Source organism: Mesorhizobium sp. CNPSo 4661, from assembly GCF_057784215.1.
Genome location: NZ_JBWGIO010000002.1, coordinates 94,403 through 117,769 on the forward strand (window position 1 = coordinate 94,403; position 23,367 = coordinate 117,769).

Sequence of the window (23,367 nt, forward strand, 5' to 3'; positions counted from 1 at the left end):
CTGCCGCGGAAAGGAAGCGAGCCATGGCCCATGAAACCATTATCGTCGAGACGCGCGGAAAGGTCGGGCTGATCACGCTGAACCGGCCCAAGGCTCTCAATGCGCTGAATTCGCAAGTCCTTGCGGAGGTCGTGGCGGCGGCGAGCGCCTTCAATGCCGATCCCGGGATCGGCGCGATGGTGCTTACGGGCTCGGAAAAGGCGTTTGCCGCCGGCGCCGACATCAAGGAAATGCAGGCGATGTCCTTCGCCGACGCCTACACGCAGGACTTCTTCATCGGCTGGGAGGAATTCACGCGCACGCGCAAGCCCATCATCGCGGCGGTCGCGGGCTATGCGCTCGGCGGCGGCTGTGAGCTGGCCATGATGTGCGACTTCATCATCGCCGGCGACAATGCCAAGTTCGGCCAGCCCGAAATCACGCTCGGCGTCATGCCGGGCATGGGTGGATCGCAACGGCTGACCCGCTTCGTCGGCAAGTCGAAGGCGATGGACATGTGCCTGACCGGGCGGATGATGGACGCGGCCGAAGCCGAGCGCAGCGGACTGGTATCACGGGTGGTGCCAGTCGCCGAGCTCGCCGAGGAAGCGCTGAAGGCGGCGGCGAAGATCGCCGAGTTCTCTCTGCCGTCGGTCATGATGACCAAGGAGGCCGTCAACCGCGCCTACGAGACGACGCTCGCCGAAGGGCTGCGCTTCGAGCGCCGCCTGTTCCATTCGCTGTTCGCGCTCGATGATCAGAAGGAAGGCATGGCCGCGTTCGTCGAGAAACGGAAGCCGAATTTCAACAACCGCTAGGGCATGCTGCCCAATGACGGAAAGCTGGCCATGACCCGACGCGCTTTCAGCCTCCAAAAAGACCGACAAGTGGCGTTGACGCGCCGGAAAAGCTGAACTATAAGCCGCACCAACCGAGGCGGCCCTGTGGCTGCCCGTTTGTTTTTTGCGCCCCGCGGCACCCCGCTGGCGCCCACCAGATCAGAAGAGAGGCATCATGGCCAATACATCTTCGGCCAAAAAGGCAACGCGCAAGATCGCCCGCCGCGCCGCGGTCAACAAGAACCGCCGCTCGCGTGTCCGCACCTATGTCCGCCAGGTCGAAGAGGCGCTGGCCGCTGGCGACAAGGCCGCGGCGGTGGCAGCCTTCAAGGCGGCGGAGCCGGAATTGATGCGCGCCGCCACCAAGGGCGTCGTCCACAAGAACACGGCTTCCCGCAAGGTTTCGCGGCTGGCCCAGCGGGTCAAGACGCTGTCGGCCTGACCGACTCAATCCTTAATCCATCGACGTTGAACCCGGTCGCACAGGCCGGGTTTTTTCGTTTGCCGGCAAGTACTTAAAAAAAATGCCCGCGAGCGCTGCTTGTGGTGCGATTCCAAGGCCAGTAATGTTTTGCCGGCATATTCAACGCCATTGATAGCGGCACGCCCTCCCCGCGGCACCTGCCCAAATTTGCCTGGCAAAAAATCCGCAGTTTTTTCAAAGACTTACAGCCGGTCATCCACAGCTTGTTCAACTCAAGGTCGAGCGGCGGGGGAGAAGTAGCTGTCAAGAGAATTATTTCAGAATATTTCGTTTCGGGCGGCCTTTTTCATATTCGCCGGAAAAGGGTTTGAATCACAATGGCTTTGTCAAAACGTGCCGTGGCGGCACCCGATTTCAAGCCCCGTCCGGTAACCAGATTCGTTAAAAAACCGTTAGACGTGGCCTTGCCCTATCCACAACGATTTCGGTAATGTCCATCCATCGAAGGGACGGGCTTCAGCCCCTGACCCAGCCTGAATCGGCCAGCACAAAATGGCAGAATTCATGACGTGGAGCAATTCCGCGTGTGGCTTGGTTTGTCTCTTCGGTGCGGGTAGGGGACTGGCGTAATTGTACATGGCAGTCGATGTCTCGCCGGCGTTTTCGCCGGAGGGTGCGGTGTTGCCTTGTCTTTGTCGGAAGCCGGCGTGCGGAGCCGGCAGCTGGTCCCTTGCGCGTGTTGCGGCGATCGTTGCCGGCGGCGGCAGCGGCATCGCAGCGAAATGAGGTCGCCGGACCAAGGATGCAGGAGGCGCATCCCCGGCGGGAAAAGGGTACGAGAGACAAGGGACTTTGATCATGCAGAGCGGCATCGAGAGGGAGCTAGCGGGCGAGCTTCCATTTCCAGCAACTTTTGCCGGGGGGCACGACGTGGCGGCATCCAGCGACGCGGAACAGAAGTTCGAGCGGGTGAAGACCCAGCTGAAGGCGCGTCTCGGAGCCGAGGTTTATTCGAGCTGGTTCGGCCGCATGAAGGTCGCCGAAGCTTCCCGCGGCGTTGTCCGCATCTCGGTGCCCACGGCTTTCCTGCGGTCCTGGATCAACGGCCATTATCTCGAGCTTATCGCGGAGCTGTGGCGGCACGAGGATCCGGACATCCTCAAGATCGAGATCGTCGTGCGCACCGCGACGCGCCAGGGGCGCAACCCTATCGAGCCGGAAATCGTGCCGGCGCGCAAGATGACCAAGCAGGCGCATACCGCGCTCGCCAACGGCACCGCGAGCGCCGGACGCGTGGAACAGCGGGCGCCGGCGCCCCGCCAGGGCGCGTCCGCGGAACCGGAGTTCCGCCACAACGTGCTGGGGTCGCCGCTCGACCCGCGTTACACCTTCGCCTCCTTCATCGAAGGACCGTCGAACAGAGTGGCCTTCGCCGCGGCCAAGGCGGTGGCGGAATCGCAGTCGAGCGCGGTGCGTTTCAACCCGCTTTTCCTGCATGCGACCGTCGGGCTCGGCAAGACGCACTTGTTGCAGGCGATCGCAGCGGAATCGCTTCGGCACAACCCGAAGTCGCGCGTCGTCTATCTGACGGCGGAGTATTTCATGTGGCGCTTCGCCACCGCGATCCGCGACAACAACGCGCTGACGCTGAAAGAGCAGCTGCGCGACATCGATCTCCTGATCATCGACGACATGCAGTTCCTGCAGGGCAAGTCGATCCAGCACGAGTTCTGCCATCTCATCAACATGCTGCTCGACAGCGCCAAGCAGGTGGTGGTCGCGGCCGACCGGCCGCCGTCGGAACTGGAATCGCTGGAGCCGCGCGTGCGTTCGCGCCTCAATGGCGGCGTGGCGCTGGAAATGTCGGCGCCGGATTTCGCCATGCGGCTCGGCATGCTGAAGCTGCGCCGTGCCACCGCCAAGACCGATGATACCTCGCTCGACATTTCGGACGAGATCCTGGAGCACGTCGCGCGCACGGTGACCGGCAGCGGGCGCGAGCTTGAAGGCGCCTTCAACCAGCTTCTGTTCCGCCAGTCCTTCGAGCCGCAGATCACCATCGACCGCATCGACGAGATCCTCGGCCACATCTACCGTTCCGGCGAGCCGAAGCGGGTACGCATCGAGGACATCCAGCGCATCGTGGCGCGCCACTACAACGTGTCGAAGACGGAGCTTCTGTCCAACCGGCGCACGCGCACCATCGTCAAGCCGCGGCAGGTGGCGATGTATCTGTCGAAAGTGATGACGCCGCGCTCGTTGCCGGAGATCGGGCGCCGCTTCGGCGGCCGCGACCACACGACCGTGCTGCATGCCGTGCGCAAGATCGAGGACCTTTCGGGCGGGGACAACACGCTGGCGCAGGAACTCGAACTGCTCAGAAGGCTGATCAACGACCAGGCCTGAAGGGGCGTGGAAATAGCCGGCGACGCGCTTCGCGGGCTTTATCCCCAGAAAGCCCGCGCTACCGGCCGGAACCGGTGTCGCGGGCTTGCGTTCGCAGGCTTTTTACTGTCAGCTTACAGAGATTCCGAAGGCCTTTCAGGGCTTTCACGGGATACCGCCTGCCGGTGACCCGTTCATCCATTGAAGCGAGCCTGTTTCGTCATGCGTGTTATCCTGGAACGGTCAAACCTCCTGAAGTCCCTCAACCACGTGCACCGCGTGGTCGAGCGGCGCAACACCATACCGATCCTGTCCAACGTGCTGCTCAGCGCCGAGGGCGCCAGCCTCGAGATGAAGGCGACCGACCTCGACCTTGAAGTGACGGAAGCGACGCCCGCCAAGGTCGAGCGCGGCGGCGCGACGACGGTACCGGCGCATCTACTCTACGACATCGTGCGCAAGCTTTCCGACGGCGCCGAGGTGATGCTGAAGACGGACGAGGACGGCAACGCGATGACCGTCACCTCCGGCCGCTCGAGCTTCCGTCTGCAGTGCCTGCCGCAATCCGATTTCCCGGAGCTTTCGGCCGGTTCGTTCTCGCACATCTTCCGGCTGGAATCGGCGGCGCTCAAGGGCCTCATCGACAAGACCCAATTCGCCATCTCCACCGAAGAGACGCGCTACTATCTCAACGGCATCTTCCTGCACACGCATGAGGTGGGCGGCAAATTGAAGCTGCGCTCGGTGGCGACCGACGGGCATCGCCTGGCGCGGGCCGAGATCGACGCGCCGGCAGGCTCCGAAGGCATGCCCGGCATCATCATTCCGCGCAAGACCGTGAGCGAGCTGCAGAAGCTGGTCGACGACCCGGACGTGGCGGTGACCACGGAACTGTCGGACACCAAGATCCGCTTCACCATCGGCAGCGTCGTTTTGACCTCGAAGCTGATCGACGGCACCTTCCCCGACTACCAGCGCGTCATTCCGACCGGCAACGACAAGAAGCTGATCATCGACCGCCAGAGCTTCGCTGCGGCGGTAGACCGCGTTTCCACCATTTCCTCCGAACGCGGCCGCGCGGTGAAGCTCTCGATCAACGAAGGTCAAGTCACACTTGCCGTCAACAACCCGGATTCGGGCAGCGCCACGGAGGAACTGGCGGCGGACTATTCGTCTGATCCGATCGAGATCGGCTTCAACGCCAAATACCTGCTCGACGTCGCGGCCCAACTCACCGGCTCGGAAGCCAAGTTCATGCTGGCCGATGCCGGTTCGCCGACGCTGATCCATGACATGGCCGACGAGACGGCACTCTACGTGCTGATGCCGATGCGAGTGTAGGTCCGAGACGGACCTCTGATATGTCACCGTGACCGCGGATGCGAAACAGCTTCGGCAGCAAAGCTATCTAAGTAAGCTAACGCTTACTAACTTCCGCAACTACGCGGCGCTGTCGCTCGAGCTCGCACCCGGCGCCGTGGTGCTGTCGGGTGACAATGGAGCGGGCAAGACCAATCTCCTGGAAGCGATCTCGTTGCTGACGCCGGGCCGTGGCTTGCGCCGCGCGCCCTATGCGGATGTGGCGCGCGAAGGCGGCGACGGCGGCTTCGCCTTGCATGCGCGCATCGAGGGGCCGGAAGGCCAGGTCGAGATCGGCACCGGGATTTCCGGGGGCGAGGCCGCCGGCGAAGGCGGCAGGAAGGTGCGGATCAACGGCGCGCCGGCGCGATCGGCGGAGGATATGCTGGAATGGCTGCGGGTCGTGTGGCTGACACCGGCGATGGACGGGCTGTTCCCCGGTCCGGCGGCGGACCGCCGCCGCTTCCTCGACCGGCTGGTGCTGGCGATCGACCCAGGCCACGGCCAGCGCGCGCTTGACTATGAAAAGGCGATGCGCGGCCGTAACCGCCTGCTTACCGAAGGCTCCCGCGACGGCGCATGGTTCGATGCGATCGAGACGCAGATGGCCGAGACCGGAGTGGCGATCGCCGCGGCGCGGGCCGAGCTGGTGCGGCTGCTCGCCGCCATGATCGACAGGTTGCCCGGCAGCGGGCCGTTTCCGCAAGCCGACATCAGCCTTGCCGGTGACCTGGAAAGCGAGGTCGCCGCCGCGCCGGCCGTCGATGTCGAGGAGCGCTACCGCCGCGCGCTTGCCAATGGCCGCGAGCGCGACCGTGCCGCCGGCCGCACGCTGGATGGCCCGCATCGTTCCGATCTCGTGGTGCGGCACCGGCCGAAGTCGATGCCGGCCGAGCTCTGTTCGACCGGCGAGCAGAAGGCGCTGCTGGTCGGCATCGTGCTGTCGCATGCCAGGCTGACCGGCGAGATGTCGGGGCTGACGCCGATCCTCCTCCTGGACGAGATCGCCGCGCATCTCGACGCGGGCCGGCGCGCGGCGCTGTTCTCCATCCTGGAGGAGCTGAACTGCCAGGCCTTCATGACGGGCACGGATGCCGCGCTGTTTTCCAGCCTCGAGGGCCGGGCGCAGTTCCTGACGGTCGATCACGGCAGCGTCGGACCGACCGGCTGACAACGCCTTGTGCCAGCGATAAGGTCCTGCCATGACCAATGCCGCGCTGACCGACGAAGAGCTCGAACGCTACGCCCGCCACATCGTGCTGCCCGAGATCGGCGGCCCGGGCCAGCAGAAGCTGAAACGGGCGCGGGTGCTGGTGATCGGCGCCGGGGGACTCGGCGCGCCGGTGCTCGAATATCTTGCCGCGGCCGGCGTCGGCACGCTCGGCATCGTCGATGACGACACGGTCTCGCTGTCCAACCTGCAGCGGCAGGTGATCCATGGGACAGACACGATCGGCATGGCCAAGACCGACAGCGCACGGGAAGCGATCATGCGCATCAACCCCAACGTCGCGGTGGAATCGCATCTCCTGAGGCTGACGGAAGCGAACGCCCCTGCCCTCGTCGCGCGCTACGACATCGTCGTCGACGGCTCCGACAATTTCGAAACCCGTTACGCGGTCGCCGATGCCTGCGCCGGCGAGAAGAAACCCCTCGTGACCGCCGCCGTCGGGCGCTTCGACGGCTCCGTGACGGTACTGAAGCCTTTCGAGACGGGAGCCGACGGCAAGCGCAATCCGGGCTATCGCGACCTGTTCCCCGAAGCGCCGCCCGAAGGGCTGGTGCCGTCCTGTGCCGTTGCCGGCATCGTCGGTGCGCTGACGGGCGTCATCGGCACACTGGAGGCGATGGAGGCGATCAAGCTGATCACCGGCATGGGCGAGCCGCTCATCGGCCGGCTGCTGCTCTATGATGGGCTCGCGGCCCGCTTCGACACCATCCGCTACAAGGCCGTGTGAGCGCATGGACCAGAGCGTCGGCATCTCCATAGTCGGGCTTGCCGCGGACTTCGACCGCTGGGACGACTTGCTCGCGCTGATCCGGCGCGCCTTTGCCTATATGGACGGTGTCATCGACCCGTCGTCATCGGCGCATCTGTTGACCGCCGACAGCCTTGGCGAGAAGGCAAAGCGGGAGATGGCGTTCCTGGCTGTGGAGAACGGCCGGATCGTCGGCTGCGTGTTCGCGCTGGAGAGGGCGCGGGATTTCTACGTCGGCAAGCTCGCGGTCGAGCCAGGGTTCCAGGGCCAAGGCATCGGAACCCGGCTGATGCGGGCTGCGGAAGATCTTGCCCGCGAACGCGGCAAGGATGCGATCGAGCTGCAGACCCGCATCGAACTGACCGCGAACCATGCAGCCTTCGCCCGGCTCGGCTTTCGCGAGACCGAGCGCACGGCGCATGCGGGCTATGACAGGCCGACCTCCATCACCATGCGCAAGGTGCTGTCGTGAGCCTTTCACTCAGCCCGGAAGAGCAGGCAATCGCCGCCGGCCGGGACGGCGCGGCAATTGCGATGCGCATCGTCGCCGAAAGCGCCCGCCTGCTCGGCGCGCCGCGTCTCATCCCGATCGCTTCCACCCATATCGACGGCGCGCTCTATCATGGCGATTCCGGCACGTTGTTTGCCGAGAGGCTGGTCGAAGGCGGCGCGAGGGTCGCGGTGCGCTCGACGCTCAATGTCGGGGCGCTCGACCTCATGGGCTGCTCGCGAATTCGCCTCGAGGAGCCGCAACGCGGCATGGCTCGGCGGATGATGGAGGCCTATCGCAAGCTCGGCTGCGAGCAGAGCTGGACCTGCGCGCCCTATCAGGCCGGACACAGGCCGGCGCTCGGCAGCGACGTGGCCTGGGGCGAGTCCAACGCGGTCGTCTTCTGCAACTCGGTCCTCGGCGCGCGCACCAACCGCTACGGCGATTTTCTCGACATCGCCTGCGCGATTGTCGGCCGCGCGCCGGACTATGGCCTGCATCGGCCCGAAAACCGCCGTGCGAGGCTTGTCTTCGATGTCTCGGGTCTGTCGCCATCCTTCCTCGCTTCGGAGATCGCGTGGCCGGTGCTGGGCAGCCTCTATGGCCGCGAGGTCGGCAATGCGATCGGTGTCGTCACCGGCGTGACCAGTCATCCCGGCGAGGACGCGTTGAAGGCCTTCGGCGCGGCGGCCGCGTCGTCGGGCGCGGTCGGCCTGTTCCATATTGCCGGCGTGACGCCCGAGGCACCCGACGTCGAAACCATCCTGGCCGGGCCGGAACCGGAAGCGATGATCCGCGTGACGCCCGACATGGTGGCCAAGGCGCGCGCCGGCCTGTCGACCGCTGCCGCCGCCAAAACCATCGACGCGGTGGCGATCGGCAGCCCGCATCTGTCCAACGCCGAGTTCGACAGCCTGGAGCGGCTGATCGCAGGACGCAGGCTCGCGGTGCCGATCTATGCCTGCACCGGCCGCCACGCGCTCGCCCTGCTGGAGCTGGACGGCCGGCGAAAGAGGCTCGAGGCCAGCGGCGTCGTCATCGTCGCCGATACATGCGTGGTTGTGACACCGATCATGCCGGACCTCGGCAATGGGGTGTTGATGACCAATTCGGGCAAGTTCGCGCATTACGCGCCAGGCAACACCGGCTATGCGGTGCTCTACGCCTCGCTCGCCGACTGCGTCGAAAGCGCGGTCCTCGGCAGGCCGGTCTTCACGGAGATCGCCGCATGAGCGCGACTGGCGAAATCCTGGTGCCGGGCAGAGCGGGCGAAGGCGAGGCGCTGGTGCTGACGGGGCCGATCAGCTTCTGGGGCGGCGTCGACCCCAAGACTGGCCGCATCGCCGATGTCCGCCACCCGCAGCATGGCGAAGTCATTGCCGGCCGGGTGCTGTTCCTGCCAGGCACGATCGGCTCGTCATCCGCTTCGGCGGTGCTGATGGAGCTCGTCCATAACGGCCGCGCGCCGGCCGCCCTGGTGCTGCACGAGCCGGACGCCATCCTGCTGCTCGGCCTGATCGTCGCCCGGGAAATGGGCTGGGAGACGCCCATGGCGGTGCGGCTCGAACGCGGCGCGTTCAATACCTACCGCGGAGCCGCCGTGACGGTCGCTTCGGACGGCGCAGTGACCGGCACCGTTTAAACCTTCAGGTTCTCAGCGGCAGGACGCGGTCCGGCGGGCGATGGCCGTCGAAGAAGGCGCGGATGTTGATGATCACCTTCTCGCCCATGTCGATGCGGCCTTCGAGCGTGGCCGAGCCCATATGCGGCAAAAGCACCACCTTGCCCTTGGCGGCAAGTTTCAAAAGCTTGGCGTTCAGCGCCGGCTCGTGCTCGTAGACGTCGAGGCCGGCGCCGGCGATCTTGCCGTCATGGATGAGCTTGATCAGCGATTCCTCGTCGATGATGTCGCCGCGAGCGGTGTTGACGATATAGGCGGAAGGCTGCATCAGCGCGAGGCGACGACCGGACAACAGGTGGAAGGTCGCCGGCGTCGACGGGCAGTTGACCGAGATGATGTCCATGCGGGCCAGCATCTGGTCGAGGCTTTCCCAGTAAGTCGCCTCCAGTTCCTCTTCCACCGCCGGCAGCACGCGGTGCCGATTGTGGTAGTGGATCGACAGGCCAAAGGCCTTGGCCCGCCTTGCGACCGCCGTGCCGATGCGGCCCATGCCGACGATGCCGAGACGTTTGCCCCAGATGCGCCGGCCGAGCATCCAGGTCGGCGACCAGCCGGCCCATTTCTTCTCGCCCGTCAGCACGTTGGCGCCCTCGGCCAGCCGGCGCGGCACGGCGAGCATCAAGGCCATGGTCATGTCGGCGGTGTCTTCGGTGAGCACGTTCGGCGTGTTGGTGACGGTAATGCCTTTCTTGGCGGCGGCCGCGACGTCGATCTTGTCGACGCCATTGCCGAAATTCGCGATCAGCTTGAGATTTTCGCCGGCCTGGGCGATCAGCGCGGCATCGATATGGTCGGTGATGGTGGGGACCAGCACATCGGCTTCCTTGACCGCCGCGACCAGCTCCGGCTGCGTCATTGGCCGGTCCTCGACATTCAGCCTTGCGTCGAACAGTTCGCGCATGCGCGTTTCGACCGGGTCGGGCAGCTTGCGCGTGATGACGACGAGGGGCCGTTTTTTGCCTGCCATTTTATCCCCGAAGCTTCCTGGATCAGGATGACGTTTCGTTGAATCGTCATCCTGATCCTACTCTTTTTTGGAGCATGATCTTTTCCGAAAACCGGTTCCCACTTTTCGGGATCATGCTCTCGAATCCGATCTCGTTGAGACCTCTTTAACCAAGACCGGCGAAACTTGTAGCCAGTCGCGGCATCAGCTCACTCCTGTAACAAGCAGTGCCGCCGAAGACAAAGAAAAAGGGGCGCCCGTCCCGACGGACCGGCGCCGAAAGGAACGAAAGTGTCTGGTTTCGCGTCGCTTCGCCTGGCCTTCAGCGCAGCCCTTCTTGGCGCCCTCATCTGCGCGCCGCAGGCGTTCGCACAGAGCGCGGCCGCGCCGGCGCAGACCATAACGCTTGGCCCAAGCGGCCTGCCGCTGCCGCGTTTCGTCAGCCTGAAACCGGCCCGGGTCAACTCGCGCGTCGGCCCCGGCGCCAACTATTCCGTCAACTGGATGTATCTGAAGGCCGGCCTGCCGATGGAAATCATCCAGGAATTCGACACCTGGCGCCGCGTGCGCGATGCCGACGGCTCGGAAGGCTGGATCAACCAGTCGCTGCTCTCCGGCCGCCGCACCGCCATCGTCGCGCCCTGGCAGCGCGGCAAGGGCGGGCGAATCAACCTGCTCTACGAGCCCGACAAGGATGCCGGCGTCGTCGCCATCATCGAGCCGGGCGTGATCGGCGCGATCAAGAAATGCGACGGCCAATGGTGCGAGATGACCTTCGACGGCCACACCGGCTGGATGGCCCAGTCGCAGGTGTGGGGCGCTTACCCCGGCGAGAAGTTCAAGAACTAAAGCGCGTCGCGCTGAAACGGATACAGGCGACGCGCTTTAGGCCTTTGTTTGATGCATGTCGTTGCCGCAAAACCGAGGTCACTTTTGCGCGACATGCATTAGAGCGCGGACTCATTAAGGCGCAGCCATAGCCTGATTGACGCGAGTTGAACGAAGGCTCGGTAATTGGCAGCGAGCCTGTCGTAGCGCGTTCGCCACCCGACGACATTGTTTGATCCTGTTGAAGAACAGCTCGACCTGGTTGCGAGCGCGATAGAGATAGGACCGTGCGCCGACTCCTCAATTTTCCTGATCTGCTGGCCTGCCTTGACCTGCTGGCCGACTCGGTCACCCACGATTCAAATTTTGCTTTTTGACCTGGAGGCAGGCGAATATCCTCCCGCGTGGTCGTTGCCACCGTGCGCGGCGATAAACATGGCGACGGCCGACCGACAATAGGATTCGATTTCGTTGTCGTCCTCTGCTCTGGGCTCATCGAAGCGTGCGATAATCAGGAGATCGGATCCTTTGAAAAGCGCGGCAAACAAGCGGGCGGACCGGAGAGGATCGGGCACGTTCAGAACCGCCATCGCATGCAACTGACGCAACAGGGCCTCGACTTGGGCGATGATATGGGCGGGACCGGCTTCGTAATGGAGCTTGCTCAACGACTTTTGACTCGTCATGTCGGCCATGACCATCGCTTCGACATTGCGGACGTCCGGGCGCAACAGCGTGCGAAGCAGTGATGATCCCACCGCCATGAGCTGATCTTCGGCCGAACCCTCGACGCCTTCAAAAAGGGCCTGTGGTATTAACTGCTGGCAGCGGGCTGCAAACGCCGCGCCAAACAGCGCCTCTTTGTTCTCGAAGTGCCGATAGATGCTGAGCTTGGATATCTTCGCTCGCTGGGCGACCTTGTCCAATGTCGTCGCTTGAAAACCCAGTTCGGCAAAAAGTTCGCCCGCGGTGTCGACGATCGTTTGTCCAAGCGCCTCGTTGGCGGGCCGGCCGCGCCGGGCCCGAGTGTTTTTCTCGGTTACCACAATTCAAGTCCTTGACAGTATCCTAATTCTCGAATTACGATACCACGCAGTTCCTAAAATATGCAAGCCAATGGATAGGCTTCAGCACCAGCCGCCCCCTCCATCCACAACACGGAGCTTATCACCATGGATGACGTCATCATCATCGGCGGCAGCTTTGCCGGTCTCGCCGCCGCCCTGCAGCTAGGCCGTGCCCGCCGCAAGGTCACTGTTCTTGATACCGGCCTGCCGCGCAATCGCTTCGCCGGCCGCTCGCATGGTCTGCTCGGCCACGATCACAAGCCACCGCTGGACATCCTGGCCGAGGCGCGGCAGCAGCTGGCGCGTTATCCGGCGATCAGGCTGTTCAATGCCCGGGCCGACGGCATCTCCGGCGGCATCGACGATTTTTCCGTTCTCAGTGACAATGGCGAAAGCCTAGAGGCGCGCCGGCTGATCCTGAGCTATGGTATTGCCGACCAGATGCCTGATGTGCCGGGCTTCGCCGAAGGCTGGGGCACGTCCATCGTGCCCTGTCCCTATTGCGACGGCTTTGAAGTCGCCGGCCAGCATTGGGGTCTCGTCTGGTCCGGCCCGCAGTCGCTAAATCAGGTCAGGCTGTTCCACGATTGGACCGACAGGTTGACGGTCTTCTCCGATGGTCACGACATTCCACCCGATATCCGGGCCGATCTGGAGCGTCGCAACACACCTATCGTCGACGGCCGGATCGCCGAAATCGCCCGTCACGGGGACCATAATGCCACCGTCAGGCTCAATACCGGCCCCGATGTGGCTGTCGACATCCTGTTCGCGCATCCGCGCAACAAGCCATCTGCAAGCCTGCATGAATCGCTGGGCCTCGCCACGCTCGATACACCTCTCGGCATCGTCCTCAAGGTCGACGAGCGCCGTGAAACCAGCATGGCCGGCGTCTATGCCGCCGGGGACCTCACCAACCCCCTCATACCCTCGGTCACCACGGCATCATGGCAAGGCGCGATGGCGGGCATCTTCGCCCAGCAGTCGATGCTGACTTGAGAGCAGAGTTTCTCGGGTCCCAATTGGCCAAGCCCAGCGGCGGTGCTCCAATCTAAGCAAGAAGGGAAGTGACCCTCATGAATAGGACCAGTCCTGGCGTCGCCCTGGTGACCGGCGCATCCTCCGGCATCGGTCTCGCCACCGCCAAAGCCTTGCGGAATGCGGGCTTTCGAGTGTTCGGAACCAGCCGCCGCGCCGCGACGGAGAGATCCGACGGTATTACTATGCTGACCTGTGACATTACCGACGACGAGTCCGTGGCGAAACTGGTCGATCGCGTCCTTGCCGAGGCCGGCCGCTTCGACCTGCTCGTTAACAACGCCGGCATGGGCCTTCTCGGCGCCGCGGAGGAGTCCTCGACGGTTCAGGCGCAGGCGCTTTTCGACGTGAACGTCTTCGGCGTCTTTCGCGTGACCAATGCGGTGTTGCCGACAATGCGACGCCAAGGAAAGGGTAGAATTGTTAATTTGAGCTCGGTGCAGGGGTTCATCCCGGGTCCCTTTTTCGCGCTTTATTCGTCGACCAAACATGCCGTTGAAGGCTATTCCGAATCGCTCGACCATGAACTGCGCCCGTTCGGAATTCGCGTATCGTTGGTCGAGCCCGCCTATACCCGCACGTCCTTCGAAGAGAACCTCGCGAAGCCGGACCAGTTCCTGGATATCTATGAGACGGCGCGCGCAGCCATGAATGGAGCGGTACGGAAGGAGATGGAGAAAGGCGATGCGCCCGAAGTGGTAGCCCAGACCGTATTGGCGGCTGCGACCGATCCGGCTCCGAAGAGGCGCTATACGGCTGGGAAAACGGCGCGTCAGATCAGTTTCCTGCGCCGTTTCGTCCCCGCGTCCGCATTCGACAAGAGTCTACGAAAGCGGTTCGGACTGCCGGTCTGATGCAAGGATCAACCGGCTTTCGTTTCGCAGCCGGAGGGAGAGCCTTAGTTAAGAGCGCATGGGTTTATGGGTACGCGGCCTAGGGCCTGCCGATATTCAGGTGATGCCGGCCTGACCTGAATCTCGACACACCTCTAGCCGGTCGCGCCGCTGCGGTCGCGGCCAATGCGGCCGAGATGCGTATCCTGAAAACCGGTGGACAGCTTGAGGCCGTAGCCGAGGGCACGGTCGACGGCGATGTGCGCTATCCAGATAAGCGCCACCGCGGTCGTGAGCGGGCCGGCGAGCAACGCGCCAGCGAGCAGAAGGACCAGCGGGGCAATCAGGATATGCAAGGCGTTATAGGTGACGGCGCCGAGGCGCGGCCCGGCGAGGTAGCCCAGCATCGACAGGTCCGGCGCCAGGATAAACAGCGCAAACAACCACCAGGAAAAGTGGGCCATTGCGTAGCAAACGATGGCCAAGGCGGCGACTGTGACCCATTCAAACCGGACAATCAGGTCGACGGGCCGCATCGCCACAGGATCAGTTGCCGCGTTTCGCGCGCAGCCTCACGACGATGTCGACATTGGCGATCTCCATGCCTTCCGGCGGCGCCGGCAGGTTGGAGACGGTCACCGGTCCGCTCTCGATGTCGAAAATCCGGTTCTCGCCCTCGACATAGAAGTGATGATGGTCGGAGGTGTTGGTGTCGAAATAGGTTTTCGAGCCTTCGACCGCCAGGATGCGCAACAGACCGGCCTGGGTGAATTGGTGGAGCGCGTTGTAGACCGTCGCCAGCGAAACCGGCACGCCGGCGGCAATCGCCTCTTCGTGCAGTTCTTCGGCAGACAGGTGGCGGTCGCCCTTGGCGAACAGCAGGTCGGCCAGCGCGATGCGCTGGCGGGTCGGCCTCAGGCCGGCTTCGCGAACCCGCTTGTCCACAGCGACATTTTCCTTCCGGTAGCCCGAATCCATCTTCGCGTCGAAGCTTTGTTGCCCAGCCCATCAACAGGTCCAGCATGGCAAAAAGACGTCAAAAGCCAAAACCGGACATCAGCCGACATATATTCTGTAGTCCGAATGCGATCAATAGCGCGCATTGACCCGGGCAGGCGCACGGGTTAAGCGCAAACGCCGGTTTCCGGCCGCAAACAGAGTGTGTTAGGAAACCAACGACAAGGGCGCCCTGCCGCCCGCGAAGAACACGGGGACAGAAATTTGATGGCGGGTCAAAAGTCCAGCTACGATTACGAGGAACTGCTCGCCTGCGCCCGCGGCGACCTGTTCGGGCCGGGCAATGCCCAGCTACCCTACCCACCGATGCTGATGTTCGACCGCATCACCGAGATCAGCGAGACCGGCGGCGCCTTCGACAAGGGCTTCATCCGCGCCGAATTCGACATCAAGCCGGACCTGTGGTTCTTCGCCTGCCACTTCATCGGCAACCCGATCATGCCGGGCTGCCTCGGCCTCGACGCCATGTGGCAGCTGACCGGTTTCTATCTCGGCTGGCTGGGCGAGCCCGGCAAGGGCATGGCCCTGTCGACCGGCGAGGTGAAGTTCAAGGGCATGGTGACGCCATCGGTGAAGAAGGTTGAATACGGCGTCGACTTCAAGCGCGTGATGCGCGGCCGTTTGGTGCTCGGCATCGCCGATGGCTGGCTCAAGGCGGATGGCGAACCCATATACGCGGCGACGGATCTGAAGGTCGGCCTGTCCAAGCAGCCGGCCGCCTGACCGTTTTTCGCCACGGCGTCCGCGTAGCCAATGGACGCCAAGTCAGTTTATTTGCGTAGGATCAAGGGCGAAAACCGGCTAGGTTTTTCGCCCGAATACGCCGGAAGGAGTTGCGAATGAGACGGGTCGTAGTGACAGGGCTCGGCATTGTGTCGTCGATCGGCAACAATGCCAACGAGGTGCAGAGCTCGCTTTACGATGCCAAATCGGGCATCAGCTTTTCCAATTCCTTCGCCGAACACGGCTTCCGCTGCCAGGTCTGGGGCGCGCCGACGCTCGATCCGACCCCGATGATCGACCGCCGCGCCATGCGCTTCCTGAGCCAGGGCGCTGCCTGGAACCACGTCGCCATGGACCAGGCGATCGCCGATGCCGGCTTAGGCGAAAGCGACGTCACCAATGAGCGGACCGGCATCGTGATGGGTTCCGGCGGGCCTTCGACCCGCACCATCGTCGAAGCGGCAGAAACCACGATCAAGAACAACAGCCCCAAGCGCATCGGCCCGTTCGCCGTGCCGAAAGCCATGTCGTCGACGGCGTCGGCCACCCTGGCCACATGGTTCAAGATCCACGGCGTCAATTATTCGATCTCGTCGGCCTGCTCGACCTCCGCGCATTGCATAGGCAATGCCTATGAACTCATCCAATGGGGCAAGCAGGACGTGATGTTTGCCGGCGGCCACGAGGACCTCGACTGGACCATGTCGGACCTGTTCGACGCCATGGGCGCAATGTCGTCGAAATTCAACGACAATGCCTCGGCCGCCTCGCGCGCCTATGACGTCAACCGCGACGGCTTCGTCATCGCCGGCGGCGCCGGCGTGCTGGTGCTGGAGGAGCTGGAACACGCCAAGGCGCGCGGCGCCAAGATCTATGCCGAGATCGTCGGCTACGGCGCTACTTCCGACGGCTACGACATGGTTGCGCCTTCGGGCGAAGGCGCGATGCGCTGCATGCGCCAGGCGCTTGCCACGGTGTCTTCGCCGGTCGACTACATCAACACCCACGGCACTTCGACGCCGGTCGGCGATTCCAGGGAAATGGGCGCCATCCGCGAGGTGTTCGGCGACAAGATGCCCTATATCACCTCGACCAAGTCGCTTACCGGCCATTCGCTGGGGGCGGCCGGCGTGCAGGAATCGATCTATTCGATCCTGATGATGCAGGGCGGCTTCATCGGCGAGAGCGCCCATATCGAGGAGCTCGATCCGGAATTCGAGGGCATGCCGATCGTGCGCAAGCGTATCGACAACGCCAAGATCGACACCGTGCTCTCCAACTCCTTCGGTTTCGGCGGCACCAACGCAACGCTGATTTTCCAGCGCTATTCCGCATAAACGCCAGCATTTTTCATAAGGATTGCCAGGCATGGAAGGGTTGATGAAGGGCAAGCGCGGGCTTGTCATGGGTGTCGCCAACGACCATTCGATTGCCTGGGGCATCGCCAAAAAGCTGTCGGAACACGGGGCGGAGCTCGCTTTCACCTACCAGGGCGACGCCTTCGGGCGGCGAGTCAAGCCGCTTGCCGAGAAGGTGGGGGCCTCGCTGATCGTGCCCTGCGATGTCGAGGACAGCGCCTCGGTCACCGCGACCTTCGAGACCCTCGGCAAGGCCTGGGGCGGGCTGGATTTCGTGGTGCACGCCATCGGCTTTTCGGACAAGAACGAGCTGAAGGGCCTTTATGCCGACACCAGCCGCGACAATTTCGTGCGCACCATGGTGATCTCCTGCTATTCCTTCACCGAGATCGCCCGCAACGCCGCCGCGCTGATGGGCAATGGCGGCTCGATGATCACGCTCACCTATGCCGGCTCGGTCAGGGTGATGCCGAACTACAACGTCATGGGGGTCGCCAAGGCCGGGCTGGAAGCCAGCGTGCGCTACCTTGCCAACGACTACGGCCCGCGCGGCATCAGGGTGAACGGCATCTCGGCCGGGCCGGTGCGGACGCTGGCCGGCTCGGGCGTGTCCGACGCCCGCCACATGTTCTCCTACCAGCAGCGCAATTCGCCTTTGCGGCGGACCGTGACCATCGACGAAGTCGGCGGCTCGGCACTTTACCTGCTCTCCGATCTGTCGTCGGGCGTGACCGGTGAAATCCACTATGTCGATTCCGGCTATCACATCGTTTCGATGCCGGCACTGGAGGAACTGAAGCAGAACGACGGCACGCGCGAATAGTTTGCAGTCGCGATAGTAGCGCTCCAGTAAAATTGGATGCATTGGCGGAAACTCATTTTAAGGAGATATCCGCTATAAGGCCCCGTAATCTAGGGACAATGCATGCCTGCAGTCAGCAATCCCAAACGGACTCCGCTGTTCCGGCTGATCACCATCGCCAGCTCGGGCATGGGCAGTTTCATCCTTGGACTATGGGGGCTGCGGTTCGGCTTCGGCGACGGCATGGCCGGTATGCCGGCCGAAACGATGGCCGGCGTCATCGCCGCGCTCTGCGCCTTGGCCGCCGGCGGTGCGGCGCTGTCGTTCTTCGCGGGCGTCGATGAATCGGTGGCCTATGTCGTCAAGGAAACCCATTTCGACAAGTTGACCGGCCTTTTGTCGCGCCAGGCCATGGTCGGCAAGATAGCCGAGGCCGCCTCCGGGACGATCCGAACCGGCGAGCCGGTGTTCCTGATCGACATCGATATCGACCGCTTCAAGCAGATCAACGACGCCATCGGCTACAGCCAGGGTGACGAACTGATCCGCGCCTTCACCAGCAGGTTGAAAGAGAACATGCCGAAGAACGCGGTGATCGGGCGCATCGGCGCCGGCGAATTCAGCGTGCTTTTGCCGGATCGCGACATCAGGGGTTCGATCGAGCGGCTCATCGAGAAGCTCATCAACGAGATGATGGAGCCCTATCCGCTGCAGAGCCATCTGCAATCGGTCAGCCTGTCGGTCGGCATCGTGGCGATGCCGAAGGACGGCGTCGACCCGGTGCTCATCCTGCGCCGTTCGAACCTGGCGCTGCAGAACGCGCGCGCCAGCGGCGTCGGCAACTGGTCTGTCTTCCACGCCGACATGGGCCGGGTGGCGGACTACCGGCAGTGGATCGAATCCGAGCTGAAGACCGCCTTCGACCGCGGCGATTTCAGTCTTCACTATCAGCCGCAGCTCAACCTGCCGAGCGGCCGCATCGTCGGCTATGAGGCGCTGATCCGCTGGAAGCATCCGGAGCGCGGCATGATCCCGCCGATGGAATTCATCCCGATCGCCGAGGAAACCGGCATGATCAATCCGATCGGCGAGTGGGTGCTGCGCAAGGCCTGCAGCGACGCCCGCTACCTGCCGGAGGACTGCTTCGTCGCCGTCAACATCTCGCCGGTCCAGTTCATGACCAGGGATTTCGTCGGCATCGTGCGGGAAGTGATGGCATCGACCGGCATCAAGCCGTCCCGGCTGGAGCTCGAGGTCACCGAAACGGCGATGATGCAGGACCGCGACCGCGCCGCAGCGATCCTGGAGCAGCTTGCCGAGATGGGCATCTCCGTGGCCGTGGACGATTTCGGCACGGGCTATTCCAATTTGAGCTACCTGATCGATTTCTCCTTCGGCAAGCTGAAGATCGACCGTTCCTTCGTCAGCCGCATCGACACCGACTCCAGCTCCGGCGCGATCGTTTCGACCATTGTCGGCCTGTCACGGGCGCTGGGCGTCGGCATCATCGCCGAAGGCGTGGAGACCGAGAACCAGGCCACCCTGCTCCGAGCGGCCGGCTGCGAGGTGGTGCAGGGCTATCTGTTCGGCAGGCCGGCGCCGCTCAAGGTCGAACTCGGCGAAGCGCGGCCCGCCTTCGGCAGGAACGAGCCCGCCCGCATCGTCAGCATTCAATAGAACAAGCTTTAGCGGCGTGCCGAAAACACCTTGAACATGCCGTCACGGGCCAACTCGGCATGGCTAGCGAAAGCGGCAGCCAATACCTCTTCGTAAGGAAGCTGGCGGTTGGCGACCATGAACAGGCGCCCGCCCGGCTTCAGCGCCTTCGACGCGGCACGGATCATGCCGACGCCAATTTCTGGCTCGGCGGCGCGGCTGCGGTGGAAGGGCGGGTTCATGACGATTGCGTCGTAGCGCCGTTCGACCGCCTCGGTGAGCAGATCGATCCAGAAGAAGCGGGGCTCGATGGCGCCATGGACGTTCAGCCTGGCTGCCTCCAGGGCGTCGAAATCGGCTTCGTAGAGATCAAGGGCAACGAGGCCCTGCGAGCGCTGCAGAACGTCGGCCGCCAGATAGCCCCAGCCGGCGCAGAAGTCGGCGATGCTGCCCCTGAGGTCGCCGGGCAGGCTTGCGGCAAGCAATTTTGAACCGGCGTCGACACGATCAAAGGAAAACATGCCGGGCTTGGTCTTGAAGCCGCCTTCAACGACAAGATCGGGATTGCCGGCGCGCAGCGTCGCAGCCGCCTCCGTGCCGGTCCGGCGGAACCAGAAGGCAACGCCGTGATGCTTCGGCAGATGGCCTTCGAGCGGCGCCAGCGCGTCGATCCGCTTGCGCAGGCTGTCGATACCGTCCTCCTTGCCACCCGCGATCGCGATCAGCCCGCCTGGCACGGTGCGTTCTATCGCCTCGGCGATGCGCAACTCATTTTGTCCACGATGACGGCCCGCAAGCACCAACGCCATGTCGAAGCCGGCACCCTCAGCGCGCGGCGTGACAGTGTAACCTGACGCCTGCAGCGTTCGAAAATGCGGCCGAAAGCCTTGCACGATATGCAGCGCCGCCTCGAAGCCGGCAGGCAAGCGGAAGCCGGGCTCGGCGCCGAGAAACAGGACGCGGGCATCCTTTCGCGGCAAAGGCGCCGCCTCGGCCGCGAACGGGTAGAACAGCGTCTTCAGCGGCTCGGCGGCCATTCGCATAGTCCTTCAAACAAAACGGGCGCGACCTTGCGGCGCGCCCGTCATGGATTACCCGTTCAGGTCTATCAGGCGGCGTCTTCCTCGCCGTCCGACTTCTTCTTGTCCTGGGCGATTTCCTTGCCGGTCGCCTGGTCGACGACCTTCATCGACAGGCGAACCTTGCCGCGCTCGTCGAAGCCCATCAGCTTGACCCAAACCTTGTCGCCTTCCTTGACGACGTCGGAGGTCTTGGCGACGCGCTCATTGGCGAGCTGCGAGATGTGGACGAGACCGTCGCGCGGACCGAAGAAGTTGACGAACGCGCCGAAGTCGGCCGTCTTGACGACGGTGCCTTCATAGATCTCGCCGACTTCCGGCTCGGCGACGATGGTGTGGATCCACTTCTTCGCCGCCTCGATCTCCTTGGCGTTGGCCGAAGCGATCTTGACCGTGCCGTCGTCCTCGATGTTGATCTTGGCGCCGGTCTTCTCGACGATCTCGCGGATCACCTTGCCGCCCGAGCCGATGACGTCGCGGATCTTGTCGGTCGGAATATGCATGACCTCGATGCGCGGCGCGAACTCGCCGAGCTCGGCACGGGCGCCGGAGAGCGCATGCGCCATCTCGCCCAGGATATGCAGGCGGCCGTCCTTGGCCTGGGCAAGCGCGATGCCCATGATCTCCTCGGTGATGCCGTCGATCTTGATGTCCATCTGCAGCGAGGTGACGCCGTTGGCGGTGCCGGCGACCTTGAAGTCCATGTCGCCGAGATGGTCCTCGTCACCGAGGATGTCGGAGAGCACCGCGAAGCGCTCGCCTTCCTTGATCAGGCCCATGGCGATGCCGGCGACCGGCTTTGCCAGCGGCACACCGGCATCCATCAGCGCCAGCGAGGTGCCGCAGACGGTCGCCATCGAGGACGAGCCGTTGGACTCGGTGATCTCCGAAACGACGCGCAGCGTGTAGGGGAACTGGTCCGCGCTCGGCAGCATCGGGCGGATGGCGCGCCAGGCGAGCTTGCCGTGGCCGATCTCGCGGCGGCCGGGCGAGCCCATGCGGCCGGTCTCACCCACCGAGTAGGGCGGGAAGTTGTAGTGAAGGAGGAACTTCTCCTTGTACATGCCGGTCAGCGAATCGACATACTGCTCGTCCTCGCCGGTGCCGAGCGTGGCAACGACCAGCGCCTGGGTCTCGCCGCGGGTGAACAGCGCCGAACCATGGGTGCGCGCCAGGACGCCGACTTCGGAGACGATCTTGCGGACCGTCTTCAGGTCGCGACCATCGATGCGCGAGCCGGTGTCGAGGATGTTCCAGCGCACGACCTTGGCCTGGAGCTCCTTGAACACCGAGCCGATCTGCTCGGAGGTGTATTTGGCCTCTTCGCCTTCGGCCGGCGCGAACGCGGCCTTGACCTTCGCCTTGACGGCGTCGACGGCGGCGTAGCGCTTCTGCTTGTCGGTGATCTTGTAGGCTTCGCGAAGCTCGTCGCCGACGATCTTCAGCATCTCGGCTTCGAGCGCGGAATAATCCGGCGCGGTGAAGTCGCGCGGCTCCTTGGCGGCGACCTCGGCCAGCTTGATGATCGCCTCGATCACCGGCTGGAAGCTCTTGTGGCCGAACACGACGGCGCCGAGCATCAGGTCCTCGGAGAGTTCCTTGGCCTCGGATTCGACCATCAGCACGGCGTCGGCGGTGCCGGCGACGACGAGGTCGAGCTTGGATTCCTGCATTTCGTCGATATGCGGGTTGAGCACATATTCGCCGTTGATGTAGCCGACGCGGGCGCCGCCGATCGGGCCCATGAAGGGCACGCCCGAAAGCGTGAGCGCGGCGGAGGTGGCGACGATCGACAGGATGTCCGGATCGTTCTCGAGATCATGCTGGACGACGGTGACGACGATCTGGGTGTCGTTCTTGTAGCCGTCGGCGAAAAGCGGGCGGATCGGACGGTCGATCAGGCGAGAAACCAGCGTTTCCTTTTCGCTCGGACGGCCCTCGCGCTTGAAGTAGCCGCCCGGGATCTTGCCGGCGGCGTAGGTCTTTTCCTGGTAGTTGACGGTCAGCGGGAAGAAATCGAGGCCGGGCTTCGGCTCCTTCATCGAAACGACGGTGGCGAGAACGACGGTCTCGCCATAGGTGGCAAGCACCGCGCCGTCAGCCTGGCGTGCGATCTTGCCGGTTTCCAGGATGAGCGGACGGCCGCCCCATTCGATTTCCACTTTGTGTTGATTGAACATGTCTTGTCCTTCGTATGCGGAAAGGGCCGCGCCGTCTCACGGTTCGCGGATGTCCCTTCCCTGGCTTCCTTGTCGGGCAGCCACGGGCAAGACAACGGGAAGCTCGATAAGTACGGCCTCAGCCGAGCGAGCATCCTGCAATCCTGCCCCATGACCGTCCATGGGGCGGTTCCGAATGGCCCTCTGCGCGTCCGGAACCGTGTTTGGCCGACCGATCGGCCGGCTTTGCGCATGACGCCGGAAACGGCTGTTTCCGGAACGCGCCCTGCGCGAATGCGAATTTCAGGAGCGCGTCACGCTCCGGCATTATCGCACCGGACCATCCGATGCGCCAATGTGCGACCGGCGGGCCCCCTTCGAGAGCCCGCCGGTCAATTCGTCAGCGACGGAGACCGAGCTTGTCGATCAGCGTCTGATAGCGCGCGTCATCCTTGCGCTTGAGATAGTCAAGCAGGCTGCGGCGCTGCGAGACCAGAGCAAGCAGACCACGGCGGGAATGGTTATCCTTCTTGTGGTCCTTGAAGTGCTCGGTCAGGTTCTTGATGCGCTCGGAAAGGATGGCAACCTGGACTTCCGGAGATCCGGTATCGCCCTTGGCGGTCGCGAATTCAGTCATCAATTCCTTCTTGCGATCGGCAGTGATCGACATCGTGTTTTTCCTTATCTGTTGGAGGAAACGGGACGCCCACAGCCGGGATGTCGTC

At 63.7% G+C, this 23,367-nt stretch carries 23 protein-coding genes and 1 pseudogene; 16 read left to right on the top strand and 8 right to left on the bottom strand.

Translation table 11 applies throughout. From position 1 onward, the window contains the following. Nucleotides 1-23 precede the first annotated feature (23 nt). From AC0YKC_RS02465 to AC0YKC_RS02505, 9 genes are all read left to right on the top strand, one after another. The gene (locus AC0YKC_RS02465; protein ID WP_434725151.1) at nucleotides 24-797 is read left to right on the top strand and encodes an enoyl-CoA hydratase; all 774 of its coding nucleotides are present in this window, start codon (nucleotides 24-26) and stop codon (nucleotides 795-797) included. Nucleotides 798-993: 196 nt separating this feature from the next. Then, nucleotides 994-1,260 carry a 30S ribosomal protein S20 gene (rpsT, locus tag AC0YKC_RS02470; RefSeq protein ID WP_140645317.1) on the top strand — a complete coding sequence of 89 codons (267 nt, stop codon included), beginning with the start codon at nucleotides 994-996 and terminating at the stop codon, nucleotides 1,258-1,260. A 912-nt stretch (nucleotides 1,261-2,172) separates the two neighbouring features. Next, nucleotides 2,173-3,648 carry a chromosomal replication initiator protein DnaA gene (gene dnaA / locus AC0YKC_RS02475; protein ID WP_430699286.1) on the top strand — a complete coding sequence of 492 codons (1,476 nt, stop codon included), beginning with the start codon at nucleotides 2,173-2,175 and terminating at the stop codon, nucleotides 3,646-3,648. 201 nt (nucleotides 3,649-3,849) lie between these two features. Next, nucleotides 3,850-4,968, top strand: a complete 1,119-nt coding sequence (gene dnaN / locus AC0YKC_RS02480) for a DNA polymerase III subunit beta (protein WP_140645319.1) — start codon at nucleotides 3,850-3,852, stop codon at nucleotides 4,966-4,968. A 28-nt stretch (nucleotides 4,969-4,996) separates the two neighbouring features. Continuing rightward, nucleotides 4,997-6,157, top strand: coding sequence for a DNA replication/repair protein RecF (recF, locus tag AC0YKC_RS02485; RefSeq protein WP_488509746.1), 1,161 nt, complete (start codon nucleotides 4,997-4,999; stop codon nucleotides 6,155-6,157). 31 nt (nucleotides 6,158-6,188) lie between these two features. Beyond that, nucleotides 6,189-6,944 carry a molybdopterin-synthase adenylyltransferase MoeB gene (locus tag AC0YKC_RS02490; RefSeq protein WP_488509748.1) on the top strand — a complete coding sequence of 252 codons (756 nt, stop codon included), beginning with the start codon at nucleotides 6,189-6,191 and terminating at the stop codon, nucleotides 6,942-6,944. Between the two features lie 4 nt (nucleotides 6,945-6,948). After that, nucleotides 6,949-7,437: a GNAT family N-acetyltransferase gene (locus tag AC0YKC_RS02495; RefSeq protein ID WP_488509750.1), complete on the top strand. Its 489-nt coding sequence runs from the start codon at nucleotides 6,949-6,951 to the stop codon at nucleotides 7,435-7,437. Further along, complete coding sequence (locus AC0YKC_RS02500; RefSeq protein WP_488509752.1) at nucleotides 7,434-8,687, top strand: aconitase X; 1,254 nt, start codon at nucleotides 7,434-7,436, stop codon at nucleotides 8,685-8,687. The genes AC0YKC_RS02495 and AC0YKC_RS02500 overlap by 4 nt, the downstream gene beginning before the upstream one ends. Further along, nucleotides 8,684-9,097 (top strand): aconitase X swivel domain-containing protein, encoded by a 414-nt coding sequence (locus tag AC0YKC_RS02505; protein WP_488509754.1) that lies wholly within the window; start codon nucleotides 8,684-8,686, stop codon nucleotides 9,095-9,097. The genes AC0YKC_RS02500 and AC0YKC_RS02505 overlap by 4 nt, the downstream gene beginning before the upstream one ends. 4 nt (nucleotides 9,098-9,101) lie before the next feature. Here AC0YKC_RS02505 and AC0YKC_RS02510 read toward each other — a convergent pair whose 3' ends face one another. After that, the gene (locus tag AC0YKC_RS02510; protein WP_112100053.1) at nucleotides 9,102-10,103 is read right to left on the bottom strand and encodes a 2-hydroxyacid dehydrogenase; all 1,002 of its coding nucleotides are present in this window, start codon (nucleotides 10,101-10,103) and stop codon (nucleotides 9,102-9,104) included. A gap of 270 nt (nucleotides 10,104-10,373) precedes the next feature. On the opposite strand from AC0YKC_RS02510, the gene AC0YKC_RS02515 reads away from it, so the two are divergent. Beyond that, nucleotides 10,374-10,931, top strand: a complete 558-nt coding sequence (locus AC0YKC_RS02515; RefSeq protein WP_320297727.1) for an SH3 domain-containing protein — start codon at nucleotides 10,374-10,376, stop codon at nucleotides 10,929-10,931. Between the two features lie 98 nt (nucleotides 10,932-11,029). Here the strand turns inward: AC0YKC_RS02515 and AC0YKC_RS02520 are convergent. Continuing rightward, nucleotides 11,030-11,189: pseudogene (locus AC0YKC_RS02520) on the bottom strand (IS5/IS1182 family transposase); the annotation flags it as partial. Between the two features lie 80 nt (nucleotides 11,190-11,269). Beyond that, nucleotides 11,270-11,956, bottom strand: a complete 687-nt coding sequence (locus AC0YKC_RS02525; RefSeq protein WP_320297728.1) for a TetR/AcrR family transcriptional regulator — start codon at nucleotides 11,954-11,956, stop codon at nucleotides 11,270-11,272. A 126-nt stretch (nucleotides 11,957-12,082) separates the two neighbouring features. On the opposite strand from AC0YKC_RS02525, the gene AC0YKC_RS02530 reads away from it, so the two are divergent. Continuing rightward, the gene (locus tag AC0YKC_RS02530) at nucleotides 12,083-12,976 is read left to right on the top strand and encodes an NAD(P)/FAD-dependent oxidoreductase (protein ID WP_488509762.1); all 894 of its coding nucleotides are present in this window, start codon (nucleotides 12,083-12,085) and stop codon (nucleotides 12,974-12,976) included. A gap of 77 nt (nucleotides 12,977-13,053) precedes the next feature. After that, entirely contained in the window at nucleotides 13,054-13,869 is an 816-nt protein-coding gene (locus tag AC0YKC_RS02535) for an oxidoreductase (protein ID WP_488509764.1), read from the top strand. Nucleotides 13,870-14,003: 134 nt separating this feature from the next. Here the strand turns inward: AC0YKC_RS02535 and AC0YKC_RS02540 are convergent, their stop codons facing one another. Both AC0YKC_RS02540 and irrA read right to left on the bottom strand, forming a co-directional pair. Next, entirely contained in the window at nucleotides 14,004-14,384 is a 381-nt protein-coding gene (locus AC0YKC_RS02540; protein ID WP_434725143.1) for a DUF4260 domain-containing protein, read from the bottom strand. A gap of 10 nt (nucleotides 14,385-14,394) precedes the next feature. Continuing rightward, complete coding sequence (gene irrA, locus AC0YKC_RS02545) at nucleotides 14,395-14,826, bottom strand: iron response transcriptional regulator IrrA (protein ID WP_434725142.1); 432 nt, start codon at nucleotides 14,824-14,826, stop codon at nucleotides 14,395-14,397. A 246-nt stretch (nucleotides 14,827-15,072) separates the two neighbouring features. Here irrA and fabA point away from each other — a divergent pair, with 246 nt between their 5' ends. From fabA to AC0YKC_RS02565, 4 genes are all read left to right on the top strand, one after another. Beyond that, entirely contained in the window at nucleotides 15,073-15,588 is a 516-nt protein-coding gene (gene fabA, locus AC0YKC_RS02550; RefSeq protein WP_488509766.1) for a 3-hydroxyacyl-[acyl-carrier-protein] dehydratase FabA, read from the top strand. Nucleotides 15,589-15,704: 116 nt separating this feature from the next. Next, nucleotides 15,705-16,925, top strand: coding sequence for a beta-ketoacyl-ACP synthase I (fabB, locus tag AC0YKC_RS02555; protein ID WP_320297733.1), 1,221 nt, complete (start codon nucleotides 15,705-15,707; stop codon nucleotides 16,923-16,925). A 31-nt stretch (nucleotides 16,926-16,956) separates the two neighbouring features. Further along, on the top strand, nucleotides 16,957-17,769 hold the full coding sequence (gene fabI / locus AC0YKC_RS02560; RefSeq protein ID WP_095765954.1) for an enoyl-ACP reductase FabI: 813 nt from the start codon (nucleotides 16,957-16,959) through the stop codon (nucleotides 17,767-17,769). Nucleotides 17,770-17,871: 102 nt separating this feature from the next. Beyond that, on the top strand, nucleotides 17,872-19,425 hold the full coding sequence (locus AC0YKC_RS02565; protein ID WP_320297734.1) for a putative bifunctional diguanylate cyclase/phosphodiesterase: 1,554 nt from the start codon (nucleotides 17,872-17,874) through the stop codon (nucleotides 19,423-19,425). A gap of 8 nt (nucleotides 19,426-19,433) precedes the next feature. Here the strand turns inward: AC0YKC_RS02565 and AC0YKC_RS02570 are convergent, their stop codons facing one another. The 3 genes from AC0YKC_RS02570 to rpsO form a co-directional block, all read right to left on the bottom strand. Next, nucleotides 19,434-20,441: a class I SAM-dependent methyltransferase gene (locus AC0YKC_RS02570; protein ID WP_488509770.1), complete on the bottom strand. Its 1,008-nt coding sequence runs from the start codon at nucleotides 20,439-20,441 to the stop codon at nucleotides 19,434-19,436. Between the two features lie 71 nt (nucleotides 20,442-20,512). Further along, nucleotides 20,513-22,663, bottom strand: coding sequence for a polyribonucleotide nucleotidyltransferase (gene pnp, locus AC0YKC_RS02575; RefSeq protein WP_320297736.1), 2,151 nt, complete (start codon nucleotides 22,661-22,663; stop codon nucleotides 20,513-20,515). Nucleotides 22,664-23,042: 379 nt separating this feature from the next. Further along, nucleotides 23,043-23,312: a 30S ribosomal protein S15 gene (rpsO, locus tag AC0YKC_RS02580; RefSeq protein WP_027165894.1), complete on the bottom strand. Its 270-nt coding sequence runs from the start codon at nucleotides 23,310-23,312 to the stop codon at nucleotides 23,043-23,045. Between the last annotated feature and the right edge of the window lie 55 nt (nucleotides 23,313-23,367).